Below are 22,069 nucleotides of genomic sequence, written 5' to 3'. Positions count from 1 at the left end.
TGTACATGGACGTGCATGGTTCCCCCACTGACCAGTTTCGAGGCCCCCCTCGCTGGTGTTCGGTAATGGAACCACAACATTCGGTCACATGTGGAGAGCCCGCGTTTACCTGACGCCCCGTTTGTTACTTGCCGGGCGAGTTTGCCCCGCCCTCTCCCTCGCCCATCCGGCGAAGCCCGCGCTCGACCTTCCGCCACTTGTCCATGTATGCGGAAACCTCTTCAGGTGTAGCCCCTTCCTTGCCCTTGACCATGATCAGGAGCTGGAAGTGCTCGTCGTCCGGAGACAGGTCGAAGACGCCGTCGTCGAGGATCTGCCCATCGCGAAGTTCGGCGGCGATGCGTAGAGGAATCCGCTCGCCACCCGGCATCCTTTCGGATTCGGGCTGCGTCAGGGTCGGCTTGCCGCCTTGGAGGATGGCCTCAATGGAGTCGTCGGTCCAGCCGAGGAAGCTCGCGTAGCTGCGCATGGTGCTCGATACGCGCGCGGGCGACACACCTTTGGTGTGGCCGCGCTCGATGGTTTGGATGGGGCCGCGGGAGACACCGATCCGTTCGCCGAGTTCCACCTGGCTGAGGCCGGCACGGGTGCGTGCTGCGGCGAATTCGCGGCCTAGCCGCTTCCAGTCTTCTGGCTCCATGTCCCCACATGATGCCTCACTTCCATGCAACCGCGTAGCCAGGTATCGGCCGTTTGACCTGCGCCACGGCTCACAAACGAAGCACTCGGGTTGCATGGGGCGCACGTAGCGTACCGGCTGGTAAGCCCCATAGTGCGCCCCGTGCGCTCTAAATCAGAGCGTGAACGTAGCCTCAACGTGGCTCCAGGGCTTGCGGGGTGCTGTGTCTGAGGCTATGTTTCAGAGCGTGAGACCGCACGCCAGCGCCATCCGATTCAGACGGGAGGCTCTGAAAATGAGCCTTGCAAAGCTCTCGGCCCTCACTGGAGTCAACAAGGGCCATCTCTCCCGCGTCGAGCGGGGGCTCGCGGGACTGGGCGATACCAACATCCGCCGGGTCGCGACGGCGCTGGGTGTCCCCCCAGCAGCCATAACCCATCACGAGGAGACCCCGTGACCACCCCCACGGACCTGAAGACCAAGACCCCCCGGAACGTTCCTGCGCCAGCTACGCCCGAGGGGGAGCTGTTCCACTACAAGCCGGTTGAGGCCGCCGAGTGGCTGCCGTTCTCCGCGCGGAAGCTCCGGGAGATGGCTTATCTCCGTCAGGTGCCGCATGTGAATAACGGCAACAGTGTCTGGTTCTCGGGCCTGAACATCCGGGCGATCAGCGAGCAGTTCACCATCGCGCCGCTGAAGCCGGCCCGCGCCGCTTAGGCGGCAGTCGGCCCCGACCGCCGGGCTCTGACACACCGGCAGCAGGGGCCTCGAAGCACCACCCACACCTGACACAGACGAAAGGCGGGCCCCGTGCCTGACATCATCCCATCCGCCCAGCCGGATGACACCAACCCCACGGCCACACCCTCGGCCGCGCTGCTGTTGTCGCCGGAGCGTGAGCAGGAGATCCGCGAGACACATCCGGGCACCTGGTACGCCGGACCGTGGACGCAGGACTACGTCGACTCCAACCCGGATGGCACCGAGCCGGCGTACTACCGACTCGTGCACCACGAGTCCGGTACCACTCTGGCGACGCTGCCGGATTTCGCGGGCGACATCGCGCTGTTCATCGCGGATGCCCACGAAGCGGTGCCGGAGCTGCTGGCCGAGTTGGACCGTACCCGTGCCGCGCTGCGTGCGGCGCTCGGCGCTGAGAAGGACGTCGTCGAGTTCGGGGTTCGCACCGAGGGCAGGGACCCGTACATCACGAACTACGGGCGGCCCCGCGAGCTGGCCGAGGAAGCGCGTGACCGCCACCTGGCAAGCGACCGGACCCGCGAGTCCTGGATGGGCCCCCGCCTCAACCCGACCCTCATGCAGCGCACCGTCCGCTACGGCACGTGGACGGAGGCGTCGTGACTTCCTTTCCGCTCATCCCGGAGCTGCACGTGGACGACTGCACGGACGCGTCGCACGTCGCCTGCCGGACCCTGACCCCTTCCACTCTCTACGCCGTCGACACCTGGCTCGACAACGCCAACGTGTTCACCAAGCAGTACTGGGAGCAGGTCGACGGCGAGCTGGTCATCACCGGGCTGCGGGTCGGTCACCGACCGGATCACCTGCTCGCGAAGTTTTGGGGCGTCATCGTCCGGCATTACGACGGTACCCACAGCGTGCGCGCCGGAGTGGCGGAGCCGGATGAGCTGACCGCCGCGCAGTGGAATGCCCAGTACCCACCGGGTACTTCGGTCACCGCCTACCCGGGCATGCGTGGCGAAGACCCGCTGACGACCCGGACTTGCAGCAAGGCGTGGACGCTGGGCGGCCACACCCCGGTGGTCATGGTCGACGGTCACGGCGCCTGCATCGCTCTGACTCACGTGGACCCGGCCGAGGGCGGTGTGTCATGAGCATCGACTTCCTGCCCGAGGAGTTCAGTCGGGCAACTAAGACCACAGTCGTGGTGCCCGTCTCCGGCAAGGACGCGCTCGCAGACCCGCCAAGCGGGCGGGTGGTGATCCCGGCACGCGTCGAGATCAGCCTGACGTTGTTCGAGGGCACCTCTCGCGGCGACCGTGCTTACGCCTACGTGTCCGTGACCGGCCCCCGGCGCCTCAAGTCCGGCGCTATCGGCAAGCCGATCACCTCATTCGGGTGGGAGAAGGCCCGCAACGACGGTCGGTGCGGCTACGCGGCTCGCCCCGGGCGGCTGACGAACCTGCTGGACGACTACCTGCCGATGGGCTGGGATCCGGCGCTGCTGGACCTCACCGAGGGCGGTGCGTCGTGACGCAGATCGATATCCCGCACGGCAGCCCTCAGCACGCGCGTGCGGTCGCGGACGAACACATCGCGCTGAAGGCGGCCATGGCGCTGACCGGCGCCACAGCCGAGGACCGGCACCTGATCGACCCGGCCGACCGCGCGTTCGCCCGGCTGGCCTGCGAGCACCCCGACACCTGCTCCTGCAACGCCGACTACCCCGACTGGACCCCCGGAGGTGCCGCGTGACCGCCGCACTCATCACCCTGTTCCGTCAGGCCGCCACCGAGATGAGTACCCGGGGCCACCACCAGGGCCACTTCACCTGCCCGACCGGCGAGGTGTGCACGGTCGGAGCCCTGTCCGTCGCCGTCACCGGCAACCCTGTGCCCGCCGAGAAGGTCGACGCCAGCACGTGGGCGGCGATCGAGTACCTGTCGCCGCGCATCGACTCGAACATCGTCGACGAGGACCCGATCGAGCGGATCGCCGACTGGAACGACCGTACCTCCACCACGCCGAGCGATGTCCTGGCCGTCCTCGAAGCCGCCGCCAACGCGCTCGAAGCGGAACTCGCCGAGGCGGACCTGGCCGCCCACCGCACGTTCGGCCGGGACGAAACCCGCTGGACCAAGGGGCAGGGCGTCTCCTACATGGAGGCCATTGCCACCGTCTACCAGCAGCACGGACAGGCGGCAGCGTGATGCCCACCTACACGATCGACGGCATCACCTTCGACCTCGCCCGCACCTACCTGGACGTGTCCGGCGTCGAGTGGGTCTGGTCGGGCCGTTGGAACGGTGCTGGTGAGCCGCTGATGAAGACGACGTCCGGGTTTTTGCCGCTGCCGGACGTGTACTGGTGGCACGGCCCGCTGATCGCCGTCCCGGAGCCGGTGACGGGCGAGCAGATCCGGGCGGTGCTGAGCGCCGACTTCCTCGCCTCGCAGGCGGCCGGCTATGTCGAGCCGCTCGAAGTGTGGGCGGCCCGCGCGCTCGGAGGTGCGGCATGACGCCCATCGAGATCGCTGAGGCCCGTGCTCGCCGGTCGGAGAACCCGCCGCGGTTCATGCTCGCCTACTCGGCCGGCTGGAACGCGGCGGCGGATGGCGGGGACGTGGAGGAGCACGCCCGCATGGTCGGCATCGACCCGAACGACGCCGGGTTCATCGAGGGGGTCGCCGCGTGGCGGGCCCGTGCCGCCACCAGCCGTGACTACATGCCGGGCAGCCCGGCCCACATCAACCACACCAGGGGGGCCCGTGCCTGACCTGACGGCGCAGATCGACGGACAGATGGTGTCGCTCATCGAATGCCACTGGGTGCTCTTCGACCCGGACGGCTGCGCGCAAGCCTCCAAGTACGGGGACGCCGCCGTCGATGAGACGGCCGCGCACCGGGACTTCACGCCCCGCCAGCGGGACCGCGACCGGCAGACCCGGCAGGGCTACACCGTGCAGCTCCTCAGCAAGACGCAGTGGCGGAAGCAGGCCGGGCCGTGCTTCTACGGCACCTGCCAGCACCGGACTGCCACGTGGCCTATCTGATCACTGCCGCCGCCATCGGGATCATCTTCTGCCTGATGGCGGTGGCCCCCTCCCTCTGGCCCAACCGCAACCGCAAGGAACCGCCGTGAGCCTCATATCCACCCTCACCAAACATGGTCGCCACCGGGCCGTAGACAAGGTGACCGCGTTGGAGGACGACAACCGGCGCCTCCTCCGGCAGCTCTTCGGAGCCATCGGCACGATCGCCTCACTGGAAAGCAAGCTCGCCAACGCACTCGCCAGGCAGGCCGAGGCGGAGATGACGGTCGTGGCGCTTGACGCCGACGTGCACGACTTGAAGGCCGAACGCGACCACCTCGCGCAGGAAGTCGACTGGCTCCGGCGCCGGTTCGCCGCTGAACTCGCCGCCGACGCCAACGCGAACGCCATCACCGTCCCGGACGCGATCCGCGACACCACCGCAGTCGAGGACCAAGCCACCGCGCCCTACGACGTCAAGACGCTCAGGGAAGCCCTCGACATCACCGTCGCATCCGGCAACCCCAGCCCGGCACACATTCCGCCGGCCGCATGACCGCCGCCGGGGCCCGGTGACCACACCCCCAGGCCCCGGCGGACCAACACGAACGCCCCGCCGAGGCGAAGTCGGCAGGGCATCCACAACCAGCATCCCAGAAAGGTTCGTCGTGGAACTCGACGCCCAGCAGGTAACCACCCACGAGGTCATCGCCAGCCAGCACGCCAGCCCGGTCCTCGTGAACGCCATCGAGCCGCAGCCCGGCCTGTTCGTCTACCGGATGCCCGCCGAACTCCAGCGCCCCGGTGACCGGTACGTGTGGCGCCTTGGCCACCACTCCGGCTACCCCATCGCGAAGTTCGAGCACCCCGGCGACACGGACGACGCAGCCTGGGCGATCCGGGAGATCGTCGACTGGACCCGGCCCGTCGGAGAGATCCGAGCGAAGGCCAACGGCGACACCGTCCGCGACGCGCTGGAGGGCTCTCCCGGCATCGTGCTCAGCACGCCGAGCGCTGAGGCGGTCGTCTGATGGCGCGCTTCTTCGCCGGGCTGGTCCTCGGCGCCGTGGCGTCCGCATTACCTGGCTGATCACCAACAGCTTCGGCTGGACCGCCGTCATCGGCATCGCTGTCGCAGTCCTCGTGTGGTTTGGCGAGTTCATCGCCGACGAACTCCTCTAGCCACCCACCCCGGCGGCGCGTCGAGCCCCCCGCTCCGCGCCGCCACCGGGCCCCGCCCACACCCCTCTACGGGCGGGGCCCGGCACCCACCGAAAGGCATCACATGCCCATCCATATCGGCCGCTGGCACATCGAGTACCACAAGCGGGCCATCTACATCACCCGCGAACCCAACCCCAACTGCCCGAACTGCAACGGCAGCCGAGGCGGCTGGATCGCCTACGGAACCGACGCCGACTGGGACGAATGCGCCTGCCTCGCCCAACTCCGGAACTGGCGCATCCCGCTCTGGCCCAGCACCAACCGCGCATACACCGAGGAGCCCCTCTAGTGCCCAACACTCTCCGACCCGCAGTCCGCGACCTGATCTCCGCCCTCGCCTTCCGCGCCATGGAAGCCCAGCAGGGACGCCCCTGCTGGGTGATGCGGACCAAGACCGACGCCGGACTCGTCGTCCCCGTCCTTACCAGCTCCTATGACTTCCTGCGCGCCTACCGCCGCTCCACCGTCGACGAGGCCGTCACCCTCGGGTACGTCGCCCTCGGCGACCAGCTCCAGGACATGCCCGCCTACAGCTACGGCGGCCCCCGCTGGTCCTACCGCACCTGCGGCCTCAAGGGTCGCACCATCGCCCTCATCCCACGCTGCGCCCGCTGCACGGAAGCCGACGGGCCGTTCACCGACAGCGAGCTGTGCGAGGGCTGCGCCCGGCCCACGCCCCTCGGCGGTGTCATGTGACCACCACCGAAGCCCGCTGGGCCATGGACGTCACAGCACGCCGCGACCACCTGCTTGCCCTCATCAAACAGGGCCCCCAGCAGCCCATCACGACCCGCGACGTCTGCCGCCTCTACCAGACCCTCCTGCACGGCCCGGTGGGCCGCAACGCCGCACGACGCGACCTCCGCGACCTCGCCCACCGAGGACACCTCATCCCCACCACCGTCGACGGCCGCCGCGCCTACCGGCTCAACCCCCGGGCTTCCCGCCGGCATCCCGTCAGCCCCCAGGAGTCGATGCGCGCCCTCCAACAGGCCATCACCACCGAGGCCGGCGAGTGGACCCCCGGTCGAGCCCGGGTCGTCCTCCGCCGCGCAACAGGAACCCACATCTACCGATCCGTAGCCCGCGACCGCCTCGAACGCCTGCATAGCGACGGGCTCATCGAACTGCACAGCGAGCGCCCCGGCCACTGCTACTACACCCTGACCGCGGAAGGCGCGACAGCATGACCACCTTCGCTGAGCCCTCGGTCATGGAGGCCCCCGCGCTGGGCATCCACGCCGACCTGTCGAACGCCGACTACCACGCCGACAAGACGTCCCTCTCCTCGTCCGGCGCCCGCAAGCTCCTCGCCCCATCCACCCCCGCCCACTTCCGCTACGAGCAGGACAACCCGCCGGCCTCCACGAAGACGTTCGACTACGGCAACGCCGCCCACAAGCTCGTCCTCGGCAACGGCCCCGAACTCGTCGTCATCGATCACGCCCGCTGGGACACCAAGGCAGCCAAGGCCGAGGTTCTCGAAGCCCGCGAACGCGGCGCCATCCCGCTCAAGCAGCACGAGATGGACATGGTCAACGGCATGGCCAACGCCATCCGACGACACCCCCTGGCTGCCGCCCTCCTCGACCCCGCCTATGGGGCCCCCGAGCAGTCCGGGTTCTGGATCGACGGACCCACCGGCATCCGGCGTCGCGTCCGCTTCGACTGGCTGCCGTCCATCCAATCCGGGCGGCTGATCATCCCCGACTACAAGACCGCAGCCGACGCCAGCAACCGGGCGATGGAGAAGGACATCGAGAAGTACGGCTACAACATGCAGGCCGACTGGTACGAGGAAGCGGCCCGCGCACTCGCTCTCGGCGGAGACGATGCCGAACTTCTGCTGGTCGTCCAGGAGAAGAAGCCCCCCTACCTGATCAACGTCATCGGCATCGAGTTCGGGTCCCGCATCATCGGCGGCGCCAAAAACCGGGCCGCCATCGAAACCTTCGCCCACTGCATGAACACCGGCCACTGGCACGGCTACGGCGACGAACCCAACTACCTCGCCCTCCCCAGCTACGCCGAAAACCGCGACAAGGAGATCTACCTGTGAACTTCCCCGCCCAGCAGCAGCCCGCGCCCGGCGCCGACCGCATCGGCCAGGGCACCGCCGTCGAACAGTCCCGCGCCGTCGCCGAAGTGCAGGCCGCGATCTACGTCGCCCGCCAGTTCCCCCGCGACATCGGCCGCGCCCGCAACAGCATCCAGTCCGCCTGCCAGTCAATGGCCCTCGCCGGGAAGGCGTTCTACCGCTTCCCGCGGGCCGGCGGCGCCGTCGAAGGCTCCACCATCCACCTCGCGAAGACCCTCGCCCAGTCCTGGGGAAACATCCAGTACGGCGTGACCGAGCTTCGCCGCGACGACGACTACCGCCAGTCCGAGATGCAGGCGTGGGCCTGGGACGTCGAGAACAACACCCGTCACGTCCTCACCTTCATCGTCCCGCACGCCAAGTTCGCCAACCGCAAGGTCGTTCAGCTTGACGACCTCAGGGACATCTACGAGAACAACGCCAACAACGGTGCCCGCCGCCTCCGTGAGGCGATCTTCGCGACGATCCCCGACTGGTTCATCGAAGAGGCCGAAGGCCTCTGCCGCCAGACCCTCAACAAGGGCGACGGCAAGCCCCTCCCGGAGCGCATCGAGGGCGCCGTCCAGGTCTTCGCGGGCCTCGGGGTGAGCGCAGACCGGCTGGAGCAGAAGCTCGGCCGGAAGCGCGACCAGTGGACCGGCCCGGACATCGCCCAACTGCTGATCACGCACAAGTCGATCCAGCGCCGCGAGGTCACGGTCGAGGACGAGTTCCCGCAGGCCCGCATCACCGCCGACGAGATCAAGAGCAAGGCGGCGAACAAGGAGCCCCGCCCCGCCCAGCCGCCCGCCGCGTAGCCCACCCACCTGCGGGGCCGTCGTGGCCCGAACCTACGACGGCCCCGTCACCCCCAGGAGACCACAGCAATGCGAGCACTCACCATCCGCCAGCCCTGGGCCGACGCCATCGCCCACGGAACGAAGCGCACCGAAAACCGCACCCGCAAGGCCCCGGCCAAACGCATCGGGACCCGCATCCTCATCCACGCCGGAGCCGCCTACGACTCGATGGGCCGCTTCATCATCACCGACCGGAACGCCCTCAACTCCTGGCCCGACACCCGCGGCGCCATCATCGCCGTCGCCACGCTCACCAGCAGCCACTTCGCGGCCGGCTGCTGCTGCAAGGGGTGGGGCGAGCCGAACGTCCACCACTGGATGCTCACCGACGTCACCGCACTCCCGGAGCCGGTGCCCGCGAAGGGCGCCCTCGGCTTTTGGAAGCCGGCCGACGACGTCATCACCGCGGCCATCACCCAGACCCAAGCCGCCCGTCAGCAGTAGTCCCACTCGGGCCGCCCGCACCTACCACGGGCGGCCCACCCCACCAGACACCACACCGAAGGGAGTGCGTCGTGACGACGCTGCTGATCTGGTACTGCCGCCGCTGCCGCAAATCCTGCAAGGTCCAGCCGCCCAGCGAGCCAGCCTCCTGCCGCTGCAAGACCCCGGTGCCCGGCCTCCACCCCACCGAGGTCACGGTCACCCCGGAGCCGAAGCGGCGCCCCATGCACGCCCTCAGCAACGAGGAAGCCCGCCTTCGCGCGCTCGCCCGCAAGGGCACCCGGGTCCGGATCACGTTCGAGGCCACGGTCACCGACGCCATGCAGTGGACCGCCGGAGACCGCCGCGGCCTGGAGTTCGACCTCACGACTTCCGATGGACGCCGCTACTCCGTCGATCCCCAACTGCCCGGCCTACACGTCGAGGCCGTTGATACGGATGAGGAGTCCGCCTCATGACCACGATCGAGCAGCCCGCCCTCGACGGCACTGTCCCTGCGGCCCCAGTGACCGCAGCCCGCCGCCGGGTCGACGACTACGAGACATGGGTCGCGGAAGTCTGGCCGACCTTCGAGGAAGTCGCCGCGTCGGGCCGACCGTTCACCTCGTGGGAGATAGCCGACGAGTACCAGCTCCCCGAGCCGCCCAACAGCAAGTCGCACTGGGGCAACCTCGTGTCCCGGCTCCGCGACGCCAACCTGATTGCCCAGTACGGATGGGCCAACAGTCTCCGGCCCGGCGACAACGACTCCGGCGTCAAGGTCTGGCGCGGCACCCGCTCCGCGCGTACCCGGAGGGCCGCATGAACCTCTGGTGGATCACCCCCGCACTCCTCGCCGCCGGTGCGGTCATGGGCTTGTGGGACGCCTGGCGCGGGAGGCGGGCGTGAAGCCGTTCGCCGCCCTCGACCTGATGGTCCGCGGCCACGCCGCCGTAGAGACGGTCATCGACTTGGCGCTGTTCTTCGGCCCCGGTCTGATCCTCGTCGCCAATGTCTGGCTGTTCCGCCGCATCGCCGCGGCTGGCTGGGACTGGTGGCATGGCCGGCGCAACCGACGGGCCGAAGCCATCGCCGCACTTGCCGACGCGCACGCACGCGACCAGCTCGACCGGCACCTCGACCAGCACTGGCAGCAACTCACCCGGAAGGAGACACCGTGACCACCGCCGTCCGCACCCTGCCCTACCAGACACCTCCCCACGGCACCCCCGCCCGCTACCAAGGCCCCCGCCGGCACAACCAGTGGGCGCCCTGCCGGTGCGAGGATTGCCGCACCGCAATGCGGCGAGCCGAAAAACTCCGGGCCCTTCACCGCCAGCGCGGTCGCAACGGATTCCAGAACCGCACCGCCGTCACCAACCACCTCCGCACCCTCCTCGACCACGGATGGAGCGGCCAGCAAGTCGCAACTGCGGCACACATCAGCCGCAAGACCGTATGGAACATCCTCAACTCCGACCTGCCCACCGTCCGACACGACACCGCTCAAGCCATCCTCAGCCTCACCCCCACCGAACGCCCCGACGGCATGGTCCCCGCGATCGGAGCCAAGCGCCGCGTCCACGCCCTCGCCGCCATGGGCTGGCCAATCGCCTGGACCGCCACCCAGATCGACATGTCCTACACCGGGCTCCGCGACGTCTCCGCCGGCCGCACCAAGTCCATACAGCGCACCTACTACACCGCGATCTGCAACCTCTACCGGACACACGCCATGCGCCCCGGCCCGTCCGAGGCCGCACGCCGTATCGCATCGACAAAGGGCTGGGCGACTGCGGTGGCGTGGGACGAAGAGGCCATCGACAACCCCGCCGCAACGCCTGAGGGAGCCGTTCCCACCAGCCAACTCACCCGCGACGAGCTGGCCGCATACCGCCGGACCGAAGTCGAACACCTCGCCAGCTTCGACCTGCCCGAGGACGACATTGCCCGCCGGCTCGGCCTGGGCGTGTCCACCGTCCACGCCATCGTGCGGGAACTCCGCACCGGGCAGCGACGCGACCGGACGGGGCTGGCCGCATGAGCGCCCGCGAACACGGCTCCTACGTGAAGTACAAGCTCGACGGCTGCCGCTGCCTCCCATGCCGTCAGGGCGAAGCGCGCTACCGGGCCGACCGCTCCAGGGCGATTGCCTACGGCACCTGGCAGCCCTACGTCGATGCCGAACCCGTCCGCGCCCACGTGCGTATCCTCGGCGAATTCGGCATCGGCTGGATGCGCCTCGCCCGTATCGCCGGTGTACCGCGCGGCACCGTGTCGAAGCTGCTGTATGGCGACCCGGCCCGCAGCATGGGCCCGTCGAAGCGGCTCCTCCCGAAGAACGCTGCCGCGCTCCTCGCCGTAGAGCCCAGCCTCGACAACCTCGGGGCCTCGGCGCTCATCGACGGCACCGGAACCCGGCGGCGCCTGCGAGCCCTGGTCGCGGCCGGCTGGCCCCAACTCCGGCTCGCCGACCGCCTCGGGATCGACCCGGGGAACTTCGGATACACGATCCGCGGCGACCGGCACGTCAAGGTCGGCACCGCGCGGGCTGCCATCGCCCTCTACGACGAACTGTGGAAGATCGACCCGCGCGAACACGGCGTCCGTAGCCACGTGTACGAGCGGACCCGGAAACAAGCCTTCGAAGCCCGCTGGGCACCGGTCGGCGCCTGGGATGACGACACCATCGACGACCCCACCGCATTCCCCGACTGGACTGGGCAGTGCGGCACCCCGAATGGGTACCGCGTCCACTACCGGCTCCACATCCCCGTCTGCGACGCCTGCCGCCAAGCCAGCATGCAACAGCGGGCCCTGACACGAGCAGCCGCCGCATGACCGCCGACACGGCCCCGGACCGCGACCCGGTCACCGGCCGGCTCAAGCCCCCGACACTCCGCCGGCCCGTACCGAACCAGTGCTCCGCCGGAGTCACCCCATGCGGCGCTCCGGCCCGATTTTTCGCCTGCGGGTGGAGATGCGCGGCTCACGCGCCCGGCGCACAAGCCGCCTGACCACACGACAAAGCCCCGCGGTGACGCGGGGCAGGAAGGGAAAGGGACGTGTCAGGAGTCATCCCGGTCCGGCTGGGCCTTCTTCCTGCTCGTGACAGTCGGCTCGCGAAGCGGAGCGAGGTTGTACTTGCGCGCGATGCGCCTGATCGTCTCGTAGCTGTAGTCGGTCGCTTTGGCAACGGCTGCGGGCTTCATGCCGCCGCTCAGCGCCTCGACCACGGCGTCTTCGAACTGCTTCGTGGCGACCTGCTCGGTCGTGCGCTTCGCGTCGGCAGCCTGCTTCAGGCGGGTCACGACTTCCTCCTCGGTCATGTCGGCATGGTCCCACAGGGGTGTGGCCACATCCAGTTGGACAAGCATAGCCAACAGTCATGTGGCCTCGTGTATGTTGGCTATACGAACTCCAATAGTTCGGAAATTAGTGGCCGCAAAAAGGGCCTGGTTTGCCATGCCCGCACTAGGGCCGTCTCCACGAAGGGACCTCGGTGAGCTACCGAAACGACAACCACGCACTGACCGTCATGGACTGGTTCTGCGGCGCAGGGGGCTCCTCTCAGGGCGCCCACGCCGTCCCGAACCTCCAGGTCACACGCGCAGCAAACCACTGGGCGAAGGCCATCGACTCCCACGAAGCGAACTTCCCCGACGCCAGCCACTACCGCGGCGACATCCGCAAGGCGCCCGTGTGGAACTGGCCCGTCACCGACATCTTCTGGGCCAGCCCCGAGTGCACGAACTGGTCCGTCGCCAAGGGCAAGCGCCGGGACTTCGACACCGCCATGCAGGGCTCCCTCCTCGACCTCCTCGTCGACCAGACCGAGGAAGAGCCGGCCGACCTGGAGGAGGAGTCCCGGGCGCTGATGGAAGAGGTGCCCCTGTACCTGCGAGGTGTCCAGGAGCGCGGCGGACTCGTCAAGGCCGGAGTCGTCGAGAACGTCACCGACGTCCGCGCCTGGGACCAGTGGGACCGCTGGATCGGTGAACTCCACAAGCTCGGATACCGCACCCGGATCATCGCCCTGAACTCCATGCACGCCAACCCGCGGTCCGTACACGCCGCCCCGCAGTCCCGCGACCGGCTGTACGTCGGCTACTGGCACAAGTCTCTGGGAAGGACACCGGACTGGAACAAGTGGCTCCGCCCGCGCGCCTGGTGCCCTGGTTGCGGCGAGTACGTGCAGGCGATGCAGGTGTTCAAGACACCCGGCCGCGACATGGGCCGGTACCGGCAGCAGTACGTGTACCGCTGCCCGTCCACCACCTGCCACAACCAGGTCGTCGAGCCCGAGGCCCTCCCGGCCGCCGCGGCGATCGACTGGACCATCCCCGGACAGCGCATCGGCGACCGGACCAAACCGCTCGCCGACAAGACCATCGCCCGCATCCAGGCCGGCCTGAAGAAGTTCACCCGGCCGGTGCCGATGATGGTCCCGGCCGGAGGTACCTGGCGGGACGCGCCGGTCAGTGTCGGCGAGCCCATGGCCGCCCGGACGACGCGCGAGAACGACGGGCTGATGGTCCCGCCGCTCCTCGTGCCGGTCGAGGGCCGTGACGGGAAGGAGGCGCGCTCCGCGCACGACCCGCTGCGCACCATGACCACCCGCAACGAGACCGGGCTCGCGTGGCTGCCGTTCATCGCCGAGCTCCGCGGCGGCGGATCCATCGCCCGGTCCGTGACCGACGCCCTCGCCACCGTCACCGCGTCCGGAAACCACCACGGGCTCGTCACCCCCGAGCTGCCCGCCATGGTCATGCGGAACAACAGCAGCCGCAAGGGGCCCGGAGGCGAACACTGCACACCGGTAACCGAGCCCTTGCGCACCCTGACCACGGCCGGCCACCAGTCGCTCGTGACCTGGCAGGACATCCTCGTCCCCTACTACAGCAACGGGACCGCCCGGTCCGTCGCTGAGCCGATCGGCACGCTCTCCACCCGCGACCGGTACGCGCTCGTGCGCGGCGAAGTCGACATCGACGACGTCCGGTTCCGGATGCTGGAGCCCCACGAGATCGGCCGCGCCATGTCCTTCGCCGACGACTACATCGTCCTCGGCTCCAAAAGGGACAAAGTGAGGCAATACGGGAATGCCGTTACGCCGAACGCCGCCGAAGTCATCCTCTGCGCCCTCGTCGAAACCATCACCGGCGAAGCGCTCGACCGGCACGCCGATCCGCAGCCGCAACTCCAGGCCGCCGCGTGACCCCGCCCTGCGCCAGCCGCCGCGCACCGCCCTGACCCCGCCGCGGGCCCCACACCGCCGCCGGCCGACCTATCCGTACCGCCTGAAAGAAGATCCGATGCCCTGGGTTCGCCTGGACGACCGCTTCCCGTCGCACCGCAAGGTCGCGCTGCTGTCCGACCGCGCCTTCCGGCTGTACGTGTCGGCGCTCTGCTGGTGCTCCGAGAACCTCACCGAAGGGGCGATCTCGAAGCGCGAGCTGCCGGTCGTCGCTCGACTCCGGGGGATGAACAAGGCGGTCACTGAGCTGGAGGCGGCGGGCCTGTGGGATCGGACCCCGGACGGGTGGATGGTTCACGACTACCTGGAGTACAACCCGGACCGTGCCCGCGTGAAGGCGGACCGGGAGTCGAACGCGGCCCGACAGAAGGCGTGGCGGGATCGGAAACGGGCTGAGCGGGAGGCGAAGAGGGCCGCCGAAGAAGCCGACCGTAACGCGCAGAATAACGGCGTTACTGACGGCGAGGACGAAGCCGGAAACGACACTTCGGCGACACCTCGGCGACACGACGGCGACACGACGGAACAGAAAAGCGACGCCGCAAAACGCGAAGAGTCGCAGGTCAACGCGATTCGTAACGGGGTGAGTAACGGCCCCCCGTCCCCTGCCCCTTCCCCTTCTTCTCCTTCGGAGAAGAAGCAAGCAAGCAAGAAGCGCGAGCCAGCCGCACCTGACCTTGCTTCAGGCATCCCCGAACAGGCGCGCCCCCTCGTCGACGGGCTCACCGCTGCGGGAGTCATCGTTCGCTGGCCCTTCCAGGGCAACGAGTGGTTCCCGGTCCTCGCGCTGATCGCCAGGACCGGCGCCCAGGCGATGGTCAACCACTCGGTCAAGGTCGCCACCCGCACCAACGTCGAGTCCGCGAAGTACTTCCTCAACGGCTGGGCCGAACTCCCACCCATCCCTGCCGCCGACGCACCGCGCCCCCAACTCCGCGCCGTCAAGAACGGTCACCAGCCCTACCAGCCCACCACCGACCCCAGCGCCTACGCGAACGGATTTTGACCATGCCCGAACCCCAACGCCTCGCCGGCGAAGCAGTCATGCGCCGCTTCCAGCAGATGCTCGAAGCCCGCGGCCTCGGCCACATCGAAACCGCCCCCACCGATGACACCCCCGAACCCGACGAGCCCGGCCACCCCGACTACCACCGCCAGCGTCGTGCCGAATGGGCACTCAAACGCTGGACCGCCGCCACCCCCTACCGCTACCAGAACGCCACCGCCACCCACCCCGCCGTCACCGCGTGGGCAGACCAGGCCGCGGCCGACCCGCGCGCAGCCGGATTCCTGTTCCTCACCGGCTCGTTCGGCACCGGCAAAACCCACCAGGCATACGGAGCACTCCGCCGCATCGCCGAAGCCGGACCCGACCGGTATGAAGTGATCGCCACCACCGCACCCGACATGTACGCCCTGCTCCGCCCCGGCGGCAGCGAGCAAGGAACCGAGTTCGAAGTGAAGCGGCTCATGCGTATCCCGCTGCTCCTCATCGACGACCTCGGCACCGAGAAGATCAGCGAGTTCACCGAAGAAGCCACCTACCGAATCTTGAACGCGCGGTACAACGAATCCCGCCCGCTGATCATCACCAGCAACCTTCCCGCCAGCGACGCCAGCGGCTCCGACCTCGTCGACCGCGTCGGCGGCCGAATCGCCTCACGGCTCTCGCAGATGACGGCCATCGTCGACATGATCGGCCCCGACCGGCGGCGAGGTGCCGCGTGAAGGCCGACGACCCGCGCATGGCCAACGTCGACTGCGCCATCGCCCGCATCGGCTATCAGCACGGCCAGACCGGTATCGAGATTGCCGAGCAGTGGATCGTCTCCCACGTCGAAGCGATCCTCGCCGTCCGCGAAGGCCGCGCCATCAACCCGATGGCGTTCCCCGGCTATGGCGACGGCACGGCGGAAGAGACCGCCCGCCGGATCGTCGCCCGACTCCTCGACGCCGGTTGGCGCCCGCCGGACAGCGAATGCCTCGACCTCCCCGCGAGTCCGGAGGAAGCGTCGTGAGTGACTTCCCGATCGATCCGGATGACGTGCGGGCGATGCGTCGTGAGAACGGCGGCGCCGATTTCCGGCTGCTGCTCCGTCAGCAGATCGCTGCCGGCCGCGACCGCAGAGCCCAGCCCACGCCGCCGGCTGCCCGGCCGTTACCGCCCGGCTGGCGCCCAGGCGCTTGGCCCCCGGGCCTCAGCCCGCCCACCCCGAGACCCGAAGCCCCGCCCGGCGCCTGGGAAGCGGCCGTCGCCCGCTACCGGCGCGACCACGACGCCGGCGCCCCGCCCTGCGAATGCCCTGGATGTACCGCCACCAGTGAGGAGACCCGATGACCCGCCACATTCCGGCCCCGATGCCCGCCAGCCTCCGACCGTCCCGTATCCCCGCCCATGCTGCCCGCGGTGTGGTGTGCCCGTGGTGCCGTGCCCAGCCCGGCAGCCCGTGTGTGATCCCGTCGTCGCGGCGTCGTACCGAGCAGGTGCATCAGCAGCGGATGGCCGCCTGGGCGCAGACCGTCGCCTGCTGTACCACCTGCCAGGTCGAGCCGACGGTGCCGTGCCACCTGGACGGGTGGCCGCTGAAGGACGGTGCGGTGCATCCCGCCCGGCACACGGAGGCCGAGGTGACCGCGGCGTGAATCGCAACTGCGAGGTCTCCGACTGCCCGAGCCTGGCCCGCCCGCATCGCCGTACCTGCGCGACTCACCGGGCCCGCATCCACCGGGACTCCATCCCCGTCGAGCCTGTGCCGTCCGCGGACCTGGAAGAGGTCGAGTTCGTGGTCCGCGAACGGATGTCGGCTGCCGGCTTGCCCCGCCCGGAGCAGCGGCTGGTTGTCCTCGAACTGGCGGGATGCCGTGTTCCCGCCGCGGAGGTGGCGCGGCTTGTGGGTGTGAGCGAGCGGACCGTCTACCGGTGGAGGGAGGCGGCGTGATGGCCGACTGCCCGACGTCGGAGAAGCACCGGTACGCGACTCCCGAGGCTGCGGCGCTGGCTGCGGAGCGGACGCAGGTCGCGTTCGGCCGGTTGCTGAATGCGTATCAGTGCCGTTGCGGCTGGGTGCATTTGTCGAAGCTGCGGCAGCAGGGTGCGGCGTGATGGCCCGGCATACGGGGACCGGTCGAATCCGGTGTCGCGCCCAGGGGGAGACCTGGCTTGACGGGAGGGGCCCGAGAAGCCCCCTGGCTGCCCGTCTAAGCGATGAACTCCCTCCGCATGTCCAACGGTGCCACTCGACCTCCGGTTCACCAGCGAGGCGCGGAACGAGGCGATTTGATCACCGGCCTCGGTGGCCCGTCCCGTGACCCCTACCGTCCCTTGCCGCATGTGTGGCCGGCCCCTCCGCTCCCAGTGGGCGGCACGCCGGATCGGCCCCGTCTGCCAACGCAAGCTCGCCGGCACGCCCCGGCGCATCCCCACCCCGCGCCCCGAGCATCACGTTCCCGGGCAGGACGAACTGCCCCTCGTGCACCTGCAACCGACCCTCTGGAGCCTCTGATGAACGCCCTTCACCTGACTCCGGTCCGGAGTCGCGACGCTCGCGCCTACTGCGCGATGTGGCACCGCCACCATCCGCCGCCCGTGGGGCAAGTCTTCGCTGTCGGAGTAGCCGACGAGGAGGGTGTACTGCGGGGCGTTGCCGTGGTTGGCCGTCCGGTGGCTCGCATGCTCGACAACGGTCAGACCCTGGAGGTCACCCGCACGGCGACGGACGGCGCAGCGAACGCGAACTCGATGCTGTACGGCGCTGCGTGGCGGGCGGCGAAGGCACTCGGCTACACGCGGCTGATCACGTACACGCAGGCCGGTGAGAGTGGCGCGAGCCTCCGTGCGGCCGGGTGGCGTGTTGTGGCTGAGAGGCCGGCGACGGCCGGATGGTCTCGTCCTTCCCGGCCACGCACGCCGCGAGGTACGGAACACATTCCCCGCACCCTCTGGGAAGCCGCCTGACCTGCCGAAACAGCCCCACCTCATCCCCCAATTCCTTCCCGATCATGGCGTGTTGGTGGGAGGATGAAGTACCGCAAACCCCCAGAAACCTTCCGCCCGTGTGGGCGGGGAAACCTGAAGGAGAAGACCTGGTGAGTACCGAAAACGATCCGCTCGAAGCCGCATTTGCTGCACCGCCCGCGCAGATCGGCCCCACCAGCCCTCTTGATGAACTGCGTGCCGCCGCCGACGTGCTGCGGAAGCGCGACTCCTACGAGGCCGGTGCGCTGGCTCTTTGGCTGCATGACACCGCGCTTGTCCACGGCCCGGACGACGACGGCCGGACGTGCTTCCGCGACGGCGAGGACTGGCCCTGTCTCGACGTGAACGCAGCACAGAAGGTGGCCTTCGCCGTCGGCTACGCCACCCCCACCCCGTGATCACCCCACCGAAGGAGAAGACCGTGACCGACCAGCTTCCCCACGACCCCTACATCACCGCCGTCGGCGACGCGCTTGCCGCGGTCGGCATGGATGCCGCCCACCACTGGACATCCGACGCCGACACCCGAGGCCTCCACCACTACCTCAACGCCACGCTCACCCTCACCTCCGAGGACTCCGGTATCGACCCCGCACTGTGGCCGAACGGCCTGCTCCTGATCTGGGAGTGGCACCCCGGCCGCGAGGACGGCGAGGCCGACCGCGGCCCGGTATGGCTGTGGGCGAAGCAACTCCGCGATGGCGGCAACAGCACCCCGGAGGTCCTGCCGGTCGACGGCTACGCCAACCCGCTCCAGGTGGCGGCGGCCGGCCACGAACTGGCCATCACCGGCCGCGCGGTGAAGCGGCGCCCCGGCCAGTGGACCTCGGCCCGCGGCCTCACCGCGGCGATCACCGTGTGGGAGGAGGCGTGACCCTCCCACAGGCCGCCTACGCCACCGCCGTCCACACCGCCCTGGCGACAGCCGGGCTGGCCCCCGACGAGACCGCAGTGTCCGTCACGGAATCCGTGACCACTCTGACGAACACCACCTGCCACGACTTGTCCATCGTCCTCACGTGGGACTCGGGCCTGCGGTTGGCCTGGCGGCATGTTTGGGGCTGGTCGTTGGATCGGCCCGACCGAGGTGACGGCCCGGAGGATTTGGGTCTGCCGCTGATGGCCGCTCCTGCCGAGCTGGTTGCTCCCGTGCGGGCTGCTCTCGATGGCCGGTCCGGCTCTGACGTTCCTGAATGGCCGGCCCTGTGGGCGGATCGTCTCGCTTTCGACCGGCAGCTCGCGGACTGGGAAGACCGCTCCGCCCCGTGATTACCAAGTGCGCCCGCCGGGGGCTATCCGGCGGGCGCCCATTCACCGTACCCACCACCAGGAGGAACCCGTGACCACACTGCTCGCCGTCCAGCCCCGCCGTATTCAGCGTCGCCGCACCAAGGGATGGCGGCTCGATGCTGCCAGCACCAACCCACTCGGCGCCGTGATCGTCAGCCGTCCGTCCCGCTTCGGGAACCCGTTCACTCTTCAGCAGGCCATCGACGCCGACATGGGTGACCCGTACAGCGCCTGCGCCGTCAACTACGGCGAGTGGCTGCGCGTCGGCCCGGCGGGCGGCTGGTACGAGCAGACATACCGCATCGGCAAGCAGGTCTTCGACCGGCGCCGCGTCCTCAACAACCTCCACCTGCTGCGCGGCAAAGACCTCGCCTGCACCTGCCCGCTCCCGGAACCCGGTCAGCCGGACCACTGCCATGCAGCGGTTCTACTGGCCCTGGCGAACCCCCCTACCCGCCGGATCGCATACGCCGAACTTGATTGGCCCGGGTTCATTGCGAACTGATGCCGGATCGACGCCCGTGCCCCCCATCGCCCACCGCACCCAGGAGATCACCGTGACCAGCCGCCTGACCGTCCAACAGCTCGCCGAGTACGAGGCGCTCATCCAGCGCACCACGCCCGTCGGGGCTGCCACCGCCGCGCCCGGCATAGCCGCCGCGATGCTCGCCGAGATCCGCCGACTCCAGCACCAGCGGAAGTTCCTGTTCGACCAGATCACAAAGAAGGACGCCGCATCCGGTGCTGGCGGCCGTGCCCTCGCCGAGTTCTTGGGCGCCGAGCCCGACATCGCGGCGGCCGACAATCCCACACCTCTGCGCTGGAGTCTGAACGATGTCCTGTGGGGCGACGACGACAGCGTGATCGTCCTGCTTTCCGGGCCGGACCGTGAGCCGTACTGGCTGGAGCTGGACCCGGAGCACGCCGCCGTGCTCCGCGAGGACTTGGCGGGGCCTGCCGAGCCCGAGCCGGAGCCCCGGCGCTGCGGTAGGACCCGGGGCGTCAGCGGCGTCTACTACCGGCCCTGCGCCCGAGACGCCGGACACCCCGAGGCGTACTGCCGGTCCGCCGACGGTGAGCACCTGTTCCTCGCCGGACCTGCTGTCCCGGCCGCGCCCGAGACGGAGGCGTGACCATGGCCGCCGAACTTCCTGAACCGTTGGCCGCTTACCTCGCCGACCGCGAGCAGCAGCGCACCGATCGCGTCACTGCCTTCCTCGACAGTCTCACCGACTACGAACGCGGCCTCGTCCACGACGCGGCCGTCATGGGCTACGTTCAGGGCCTCATGCGCGACCGTAGCGAAGGCGCGCCGAAGGACTCGCAGACGATGGCCCTGGTCATCAAGGCGTGCTTCGTGTTTGCGGACCTGTACCCGACGGTGAACGCCGAGTTCGAGGACCGGCGTCAGACCGTCGAGTACTTCGTCCAGGGCCAGCAGCCCGACGGCACCTGGGAGCAGTGCAGCAGCACTTCCACCGATCCGGGCTTCGTCGTCGAGCGGCTGACTGCGCGGCGACGGATGCACCCGGATGTCGAGTTCAGGATCGCCCGGCGCACCACCCGCGTGATCGTCGACACCGTGCAGGCGACGGAGGCGCAGCGATGACCGCCGTGACCCTCTCCCGTCTCCCCGGCTACCGGGGCGCCGAACTCACCCTCGACAACCCGGACGTCCTTGACCTGCTGATGGCCCTGCCTGTCGGGATGCCGGTCCCGTACCAGAACCTGACCGTGTGGCAGCAGGGCCTGGTCCGTCGCGCTCCGGCCGGGGCGCTCGACGTGACCGTGCCTCGTTCCCTCGCAGGGGACTGCACAGTGACGCGGATCGCTGTCCGCCCGTGCCGGGTGGCTATCGCGACGGTTCGGTCGGCGACGGCCCTGTGCTCGGCGTCACGGTTCGCACCGTTCGCTGCCCGACAGGTCATCGTCCGGCGGCGGCCGAAGCTGCCCGAGACGCTGATCGAGTACGGCTTCTGGGGCGTCGGGCTCCTCCTCGACCGAGGCGACGGCGAGCTGGACACCCTCTTCGCCCCGACGCCGTGGCGGCCGAAGCGGCACACCGCCGCAGGCTGGCGGTTCGCCGAAACCGCCTACGCCGCCCACCTCGCCGAGGAGCCCCCGCGATGACCGCCGTCGCCGTCGCGCTGGCCGCGCTCGCCGCCGGGTACGGGCTCGGCCGCTGGCGCCCGTGGATGCGGCTCACCCGCTGGGCGGACTACCGGATGCGGGACGACGGCCGCTGGTGGCTCGCCAAGAACCGCATCGACGCCGCTCTGTTCGTCGCCACCCACCCGCGAGGCGCGCTCCACACCTACCGCACCCAGACCACCAAGGAGCTGAAGTGACACAACAGCCGGATACCCTTGACCCGGACTTCGTGGCCAATGCCAGCGCCGACGCCATCCGCACCCAGTACGAGCGAGCCCAGCGCATGGCCGACCTCTGGACCGACCGGGCCCGAGACCTCTTCCTGCTACTCGCTGAACGGACCCCCGTCTCGTGACCGTGGCCGGTGTCGTCCTGCCCTGGCCTGTGCGCCGAGGGTCGCCCCCGCCGCCTGACGCCCCTGCCGTGGCCGCCCCACCCCGGGGCGGCCACCCACCACTC

43 protein-coding genes are annotated in these 22,069 nt (G+C 69.4%); 41 read left to right on the top strand and 2 right to left on the bottom strand.

Features of this window, described 5'->3' with window-relative positions; translation table 11 throughout:
- Positions 1-124: 124 nt before the first annotated feature.
- Positions 125-640 carry a helix-turn-helix domain-containing protein gene (locus ACIQ7D_RS18160; protein WP_403938621.1) on the bottom strand — a complete coding sequence of 172 codons (516 nt, stop codon included), beginning with the start codon at positions 638-640 and terminating at the stop codon, positions 125-127.
- A 214-nt stretch (positions 641-854) separates the two neighbouring features.
- Between ACIQ7D_RS18160 and ACIQ7D_RS18155 the strand changes: the two genes are divergently transcribed.
- The 23 genes from ACIQ7D_RS18155 (at position 855) to ACIQ7D_RS18045 (ending at position 11,777) form a co-directional block, all read left to right on the top strand.
- Positions 855-1,076 carry a helix-turn-helix domain-containing protein gene (locus ACIQ7D_RS18155; protein ID WP_403938852.1) on the top strand — a complete coding sequence of 74 codons (222 nt, stop codon included), beginning with the start codon at positions 855-857 and terminating at the stop codon, positions 1,074-1,076.
- Entirely contained in the window at positions 1,073-1,336 is a 264-nt protein-coding gene (locus ACIQ7D_RS18150) for a hypothetical protein (RefSeq protein ID WP_403938619.1), read from the top strand. The genes ACIQ7D_RS18155 and ACIQ7D_RS18150 overlap by 4 nt, the downstream gene beginning before the upstream one ends.
- A gap of 93 nt (positions 1,337-1,429) precedes the next feature.
- A complete protein-coding gene (locus tag ACIQ7D_RS18145) occupies positions 1,430-1,981 on the top strand; it encodes a hypothetical protein (RefSeq protein ID WP_403938617.1) in 552 nt (183 codons plus the stop codon).
- Positions 1,978-2,475 (top strand): hypothetical protein, encoded by a 498-nt coding sequence (locus ACIQ7D_RS18140; RefSeq protein ID WP_403938615.1) that lies wholly within the window; start codon positions 1,978-1,980, stop codon positions 2,473-2,475. The genes ACIQ7D_RS18145 and ACIQ7D_RS18140 overlap by 4 nt, the downstream gene beginning before the upstream one ends.
- The gene (locus ACIQ7D_RS18135) at positions 2,472-2,855 is read left to right on the top strand and encodes a hypothetical protein (protein WP_403938613.1); all 384 of its coding nucleotides are present in this window, start codon (positions 2,472-2,474) and stop codon (positions 2,853-2,855) included. Before ACIQ7D_RS18140 ends, ACIQ7D_RS18135 begins: the two co-directional genes overlap by 4 nt.
- Entirely contained in the window at positions 2,852-3,076 is a 225-nt protein-coding gene (locus ACIQ7D_RS18130) for a hypothetical protein (RefSeq protein WP_403938611.1), read from the top strand. The genes ACIQ7D_RS18135 and ACIQ7D_RS18130 overlap by 4 nt, the downstream gene beginning before the upstream one ends.
- Positions 3,073-3,531: a hypothetical protein gene (locus tag ACIQ7D_RS18125; protein WP_403938609.1), complete on the top strand. Its 459-nt coding sequence runs from the start codon at positions 3,073-3,075 to the stop codon at positions 3,529-3,531. The genes ACIQ7D_RS18130 and ACIQ7D_RS18125 overlap by 4 nt, the downstream gene beginning before the upstream one ends.
- Positions 3,531-3,839 (top strand): phiSA1p31-related protein, encoded by a 309-nt coding sequence (locus ACIQ7D_RS18120; RefSeq protein WP_403938607.1) that lies wholly within the window; start codon positions 3,531-3,533, stop codon positions 3,837-3,839. The genes ACIQ7D_RS18125 and ACIQ7D_RS18120 overlap by 1 nt, the downstream gene beginning before the upstream one ends.
- Entirely contained in the window at positions 3,836-4,096 is a 261-nt protein-coding gene (locus ACIQ7D_RS18115; RefSeq protein WP_403938605.1) for a hypothetical protein, read from the top strand. The genes ACIQ7D_RS18120 and ACIQ7D_RS18115 overlap by 4 nt, the downstream gene beginning before the upstream one ends.
- Entirely contained in the window at positions 4,089-4,373 is a 285-nt protein-coding gene (locus ACIQ7D_RS18110; RefSeq protein WP_403938603.1) for a hypothetical protein, read from the top strand. Before ACIQ7D_RS18115 ends, ACIQ7D_RS18110 begins: the two co-directional genes overlap by 8 nt.
- Positions 4,374-4,458: 85 nt before the next feature.
- Positions 4,459-4,908, top strand: coding sequence for a hypothetical protein (locus ACIQ7D_RS18105; RefSeq protein ID WP_403938601.1), 450 nt, complete (start codon positions 4,459-4,461; stop codon positions 4,906-4,908).
- A 112-nt stretch (positions 4,909-5,020) separates the two neighbouring features.
- Complete coding sequence (locus ACIQ7D_RS18100; RefSeq protein ID WP_403938599.1) at positions 5,021-5,383, top strand: hypothetical protein; 363 nt, start codon at positions 5,021-5,023, stop codon at positions 5,381-5,383.
- A 254-nt stretch (positions 5,384-5,637) separates the two neighbouring features.
- Positions 5,638-5,865, top strand: a complete 228-nt coding sequence (locus tag ACIQ7D_RS18095; RefSeq protein ID WP_403938597.1) for a hypothetical protein — start codon at positions 5,638-5,640, stop codon at positions 5,863-5,865.
- Positions 5,865-6,272 (top strand): hypothetical protein, encoded by a 408-nt coding sequence (locus ACIQ7D_RS18090; RefSeq protein ID WP_403938595.1) that lies wholly within the window; start codon positions 5,865-5,867, stop codon positions 6,270-6,272. The genes ACIQ7D_RS18095 and ACIQ7D_RS18090 overlap by 1 nt, the downstream gene beginning before the upstream one ends.
- Entirely contained in the window at positions 6,269-6,766 is a 498-nt protein-coding gene (locus ACIQ7D_RS18085; RefSeq protein WP_403938592.1) for a hypothetical protein, read from the top strand. The genes ACIQ7D_RS18090 and ACIQ7D_RS18085 overlap by 4 nt, the downstream gene beginning before the upstream one ends.
- Positions 6,763-7,635: a PD-(D/E)XK nuclease-like domain-containing protein gene (locus tag ACIQ7D_RS18080; protein ID WP_403938590.1), complete on the top strand. Its 873-nt coding sequence runs from the start codon at positions 6,763-6,765 to the stop codon at positions 7,633-7,635. The genes ACIQ7D_RS18085 and ACIQ7D_RS18080 overlap by 4 nt, the downstream gene beginning before the upstream one ends.
- Positions 7,632-8,471 carry a hypothetical protein gene (locus ACIQ7D_RS18075; RefSeq protein ID WP_403938589.1) on the top strand — a complete coding sequence of 280 codons (840 nt, stop codon included), beginning with the start codon at positions 7,632-7,634 and terminating at the stop codon, positions 8,469-8,471. The genes ACIQ7D_RS18080 and ACIQ7D_RS18075 overlap by 4 nt, the downstream gene beginning before the upstream one ends.
- A 69-nt stretch (positions 8,472-8,540) precedes the next feature.
- Positions 8,541-8,957, top strand: a complete 417-nt coding sequence (locus ACIQ7D_RS18070) for an ASCH domain-containing protein (protein WP_403938587.1) — start codon at positions 8,541-8,543, stop codon at positions 8,955-8,957.
- 71 nt (positions 8,958-9,028) lie between these two features.
- Positions 9,029-9,415 (top strand): hypothetical protein, encoded by a 387-nt coding sequence (locus ACIQ7D_RS18065; RefSeq protein ID WP_403938584.1) that lies wholly within the window; start codon positions 9,029-9,031, stop codon positions 9,413-9,415.
- The gene (locus ACIQ7D_RS18060; protein WP_403938583.1) at positions 9,412-9,762 is read left to right on the top strand and encodes a hypothetical protein; all 351 of its coding nucleotides are present in this window, start codon (positions 9,412-9,414) and stop codon (positions 9,760-9,762) included. The genes ACIQ7D_RS18065 and ACIQ7D_RS18060 overlap by 4 nt, the downstream gene beginning before the upstream one ends.
- 79 nt (positions 9,763-9,841) lie before the next feature.
- Positions 9,842-10,117, top strand: a complete 276-nt coding sequence (locus ACIQ7D_RS18055; RefSeq protein ID WP_403938581.1) for a hypothetical protein — start codon at positions 9,842-9,844, stop codon at positions 10,115-10,117.
- Complete coding sequence (locus tag ACIQ7D_RS18050; RefSeq protein ID WP_403938579.1) at positions 10,114-10,980, top strand: hypothetical protein; 867 nt, start codon at positions 10,114-10,116, stop codon at positions 10,978-10,980. The genes ACIQ7D_RS18055 and ACIQ7D_RS18050 overlap by 4 nt, the downstream gene beginning before the upstream one ends.
- Positions 10,977-11,777, top strand: a complete 801-nt coding sequence (locus ACIQ7D_RS18045) for a hypothetical protein (RefSeq protein WP_403938577.1) — start codon at positions 10,977-10,979, stop codon at positions 11,775-11,777. The genes ACIQ7D_RS18050 and ACIQ7D_RS18045 overlap by 4 nt, the downstream gene beginning before the upstream one ends.
- A 227-nt stretch (positions 11,778-12,004) precedes the next feature.
- On the opposite strand, the gene ACIQ7D_RS18040 is transcribed toward ACIQ7D_RS18045, so the two are convergent.
- On the bottom strand, positions 12,005-12,265 hold the full coding sequence (locus tag ACIQ7D_RS18040; RefSeq protein ID WP_403938576.1) for a hypothetical protein: 261 nt from the start codon (positions 12,263-12,265) through the stop codon (positions 12,005-12,007).
- A gap of 173 nt (positions 12,266-12,438) precedes the next feature.
- Here ACIQ7D_RS18040 and ACIQ7D_RS18035 point away from each other — a divergent pair, with 173 nt between their 5' ends.
- The 18 genes from ACIQ7D_RS18035 (at position 12,439) to ACIQ7D_RS17950 (ending at position 21,965) form a co-directional block, all read left to right on the top strand.
- Positions 12,439-14,154 (top strand): DNA cytosine methyltransferase, encoded by a 1,716-nt coding sequence (locus tag ACIQ7D_RS18035; protein WP_403938574.1) that lies wholly within the window; start codon positions 12,439-12,441, stop codon positions 14,152-14,154.
- A 97-nt stretch (positions 14,155-14,251) separates the two neighbouring features.
- Complete coding sequence (locus tag ACIQ7D_RS18030) at positions 14,252-15,199, top strand: hypothetical protein (RefSeq protein WP_403938572.1); 948 nt, start codon at positions 14,252-14,254, stop codon at positions 15,197-15,199.
- Between the two features lie 2 nt (positions 15,200-15,201).
- Positions 15,202-15,921, top strand: a complete 720-nt coding sequence (locus ACIQ7D_RS18025) for an ATP-binding protein (RefSeq protein ID WP_403938570.1) — start codon at positions 15,202-15,204, stop codon at positions 15,919-15,921.
- Positions 15,918-16,211 (top strand): hypothetical protein, encoded by a 294-nt coding sequence (locus ACIQ7D_RS18020; RefSeq protein ID WP_403938569.1) that lies wholly within the window; start codon positions 15,918-15,920, stop codon positions 16,209-16,211. The genes ACIQ7D_RS18025 and ACIQ7D_RS18020 overlap by 4 nt, the downstream gene beginning before the upstream one ends.
- Positions 16,212-16,527: 316 nt before the next feature.
- On the top strand, positions 16,528-16,836 hold the full coding sequence (locus tag ACIQ7D_RS18015) for a hypothetical protein (protein ID WP_403938567.1): 309 nt from the start codon (positions 16,528-16,530) through the stop codon (positions 16,834-16,836).
- Positions 16,833-17,132 (top strand): helix-turn-helix domain-containing protein, encoded by a 300-nt coding sequence (locus ACIQ7D_RS18010; RefSeq protein ID WP_403938565.1) that lies wholly within the window; start codon positions 16,833-16,835, stop codon positions 17,130-17,132. Before ACIQ7D_RS18015 ends, ACIQ7D_RS18010 begins: the two co-directional genes overlap by 4 nt.
- Positions 17,132-17,296, top strand: a complete 165-nt coding sequence (locus tag ACIQ7D_RS18005; RefSeq protein WP_403938563.1) for a hypothetical protein — start codon at positions 17,132-17,134, stop codon at positions 17,294-17,296. Before ACIQ7D_RS18010 ends, ACIQ7D_RS18005 begins: the two co-directional genes overlap by 1 nt.
- A gap of 190 nt (positions 17,297-17,486) precedes the next feature.
- Entirely contained in the window at positions 17,487-17,696 is a 210-nt protein-coding gene (locus ACIQ7D_RS18000) for a DUF6011 domain-containing protein (RefSeq protein ID WP_403938561.1), read from the top strand.
- Complete coding sequence (locus ACIQ7D_RS17995) at positions 17,696-18,148, top strand: XF1762 family protein (protein WP_403938560.1); 453 nt, start codon at positions 17,696-17,698, stop codon at positions 18,146-18,148. Before ACIQ7D_RS18000 ends, ACIQ7D_RS17995 begins: the two co-directional genes overlap by 1 nt.
- Positions 18,149-18,279: 131 nt before the next feature.
- A complete protein-coding gene (locus ACIQ7D_RS17990) occupies positions 18,280-18,567 on the top strand; it encodes a hypothetical protein (RefSeq protein WP_403938558.1) in 288 nt (95 codons plus the stop codon).
- Positions 18,568-18,590: 23 nt separating this feature from the next.
- Complete coding sequence (locus tag ACIQ7D_RS17985) at positions 18,591-19,043, top strand: hypothetical protein (RefSeq protein WP_403938555.1); 453 nt, start codon at positions 18,591-18,593, stop codon at positions 19,041-19,043.
- Entirely contained in the window at positions 19,040-19,438 is a 399-nt protein-coding gene (locus tag ACIQ7D_RS17980; RefSeq protein ID WP_403938553.1) for a hypothetical protein, read from the top strand. The genes ACIQ7D_RS17985 and ACIQ7D_RS17980 overlap by 4 nt, the downstream gene beginning before the upstream one ends.
- A gap of 70 nt (positions 19,439-19,508) precedes the next feature.
- Positions 19,509-19,964 (top strand): DUF4326 domain-containing protein, encoded by a 456-nt coding sequence (locus ACIQ7D_RS17975; protein WP_403938551.1) that lies wholly within the window; start codon positions 19,509-19,511, stop codon positions 19,962-19,964.
- A gap of 52 nt (positions 19,965-20,016) precedes the next feature.
- Positions 20,017-20,592: a hypothetical protein gene (locus ACIQ7D_RS17970; RefSeq protein ID WP_403938549.1), complete on the top strand. Its 576-nt coding sequence runs from the start codon at positions 20,017-20,019 to the stop codon at positions 20,590-20,592.
- Positions 20,593-20,594: 2 nt separating this feature from the next.
- Positions 20,595-21,068 (top strand): hypothetical protein, encoded by a 474-nt coding sequence (locus ACIQ7D_RS17965; protein ID WP_403938547.1) that lies wholly within the window; start codon positions 20,595-20,597, stop codon positions 21,066-21,068.
- The gene (locus ACIQ7D_RS17960; protein WP_403938546.1) at positions 21,065-21,589 is read left to right on the top strand and encodes a hypothetical protein; all 525 of its coding nucleotides are present in this window, start codon (positions 21,065-21,067) and stop codon (positions 21,587-21,589) included. The genes ACIQ7D_RS17965 and ACIQ7D_RS17960 overlap by 4 nt, the downstream gene beginning before the upstream one ends.
- Complete coding sequence (locus ACIQ7D_RS17955; protein WP_403938544.1) at positions 21,586-21,807, top strand: hypothetical protein; 222 nt, start codon at positions 21,586-21,588, stop codon at positions 21,805-21,807. The genes ACIQ7D_RS17960 and ACIQ7D_RS17955 overlap by 4 nt, the downstream gene beginning before the upstream one ends.
- A 32-nt stretch (positions 21,808-21,839) precedes the next feature.
- On the top strand, positions 21,840-21,965 hold the full coding sequence (locus ACIQ7D_RS17950) for a hypothetical protein (protein ID WP_403938542.1): 126 nt from the start codon (positions 21,840-21,842) through the stop codon (positions 21,963-21,965).
- Positions 21,966-22,069: the final 104 nt, after the last annotated feature.

Origin of the sequence: Streptomyces sp. NPDC096310 (assembly GCF_044763125.1) — a bacterium.
Lineage (GTDB): Bacteria > Actinomycetota > Actinomycetes > Streptomycetales > Streptomycetaceae > Streptomyces.
This window is presented reverse-complemented; position numbering and strand designations above follow the sequence as displayed.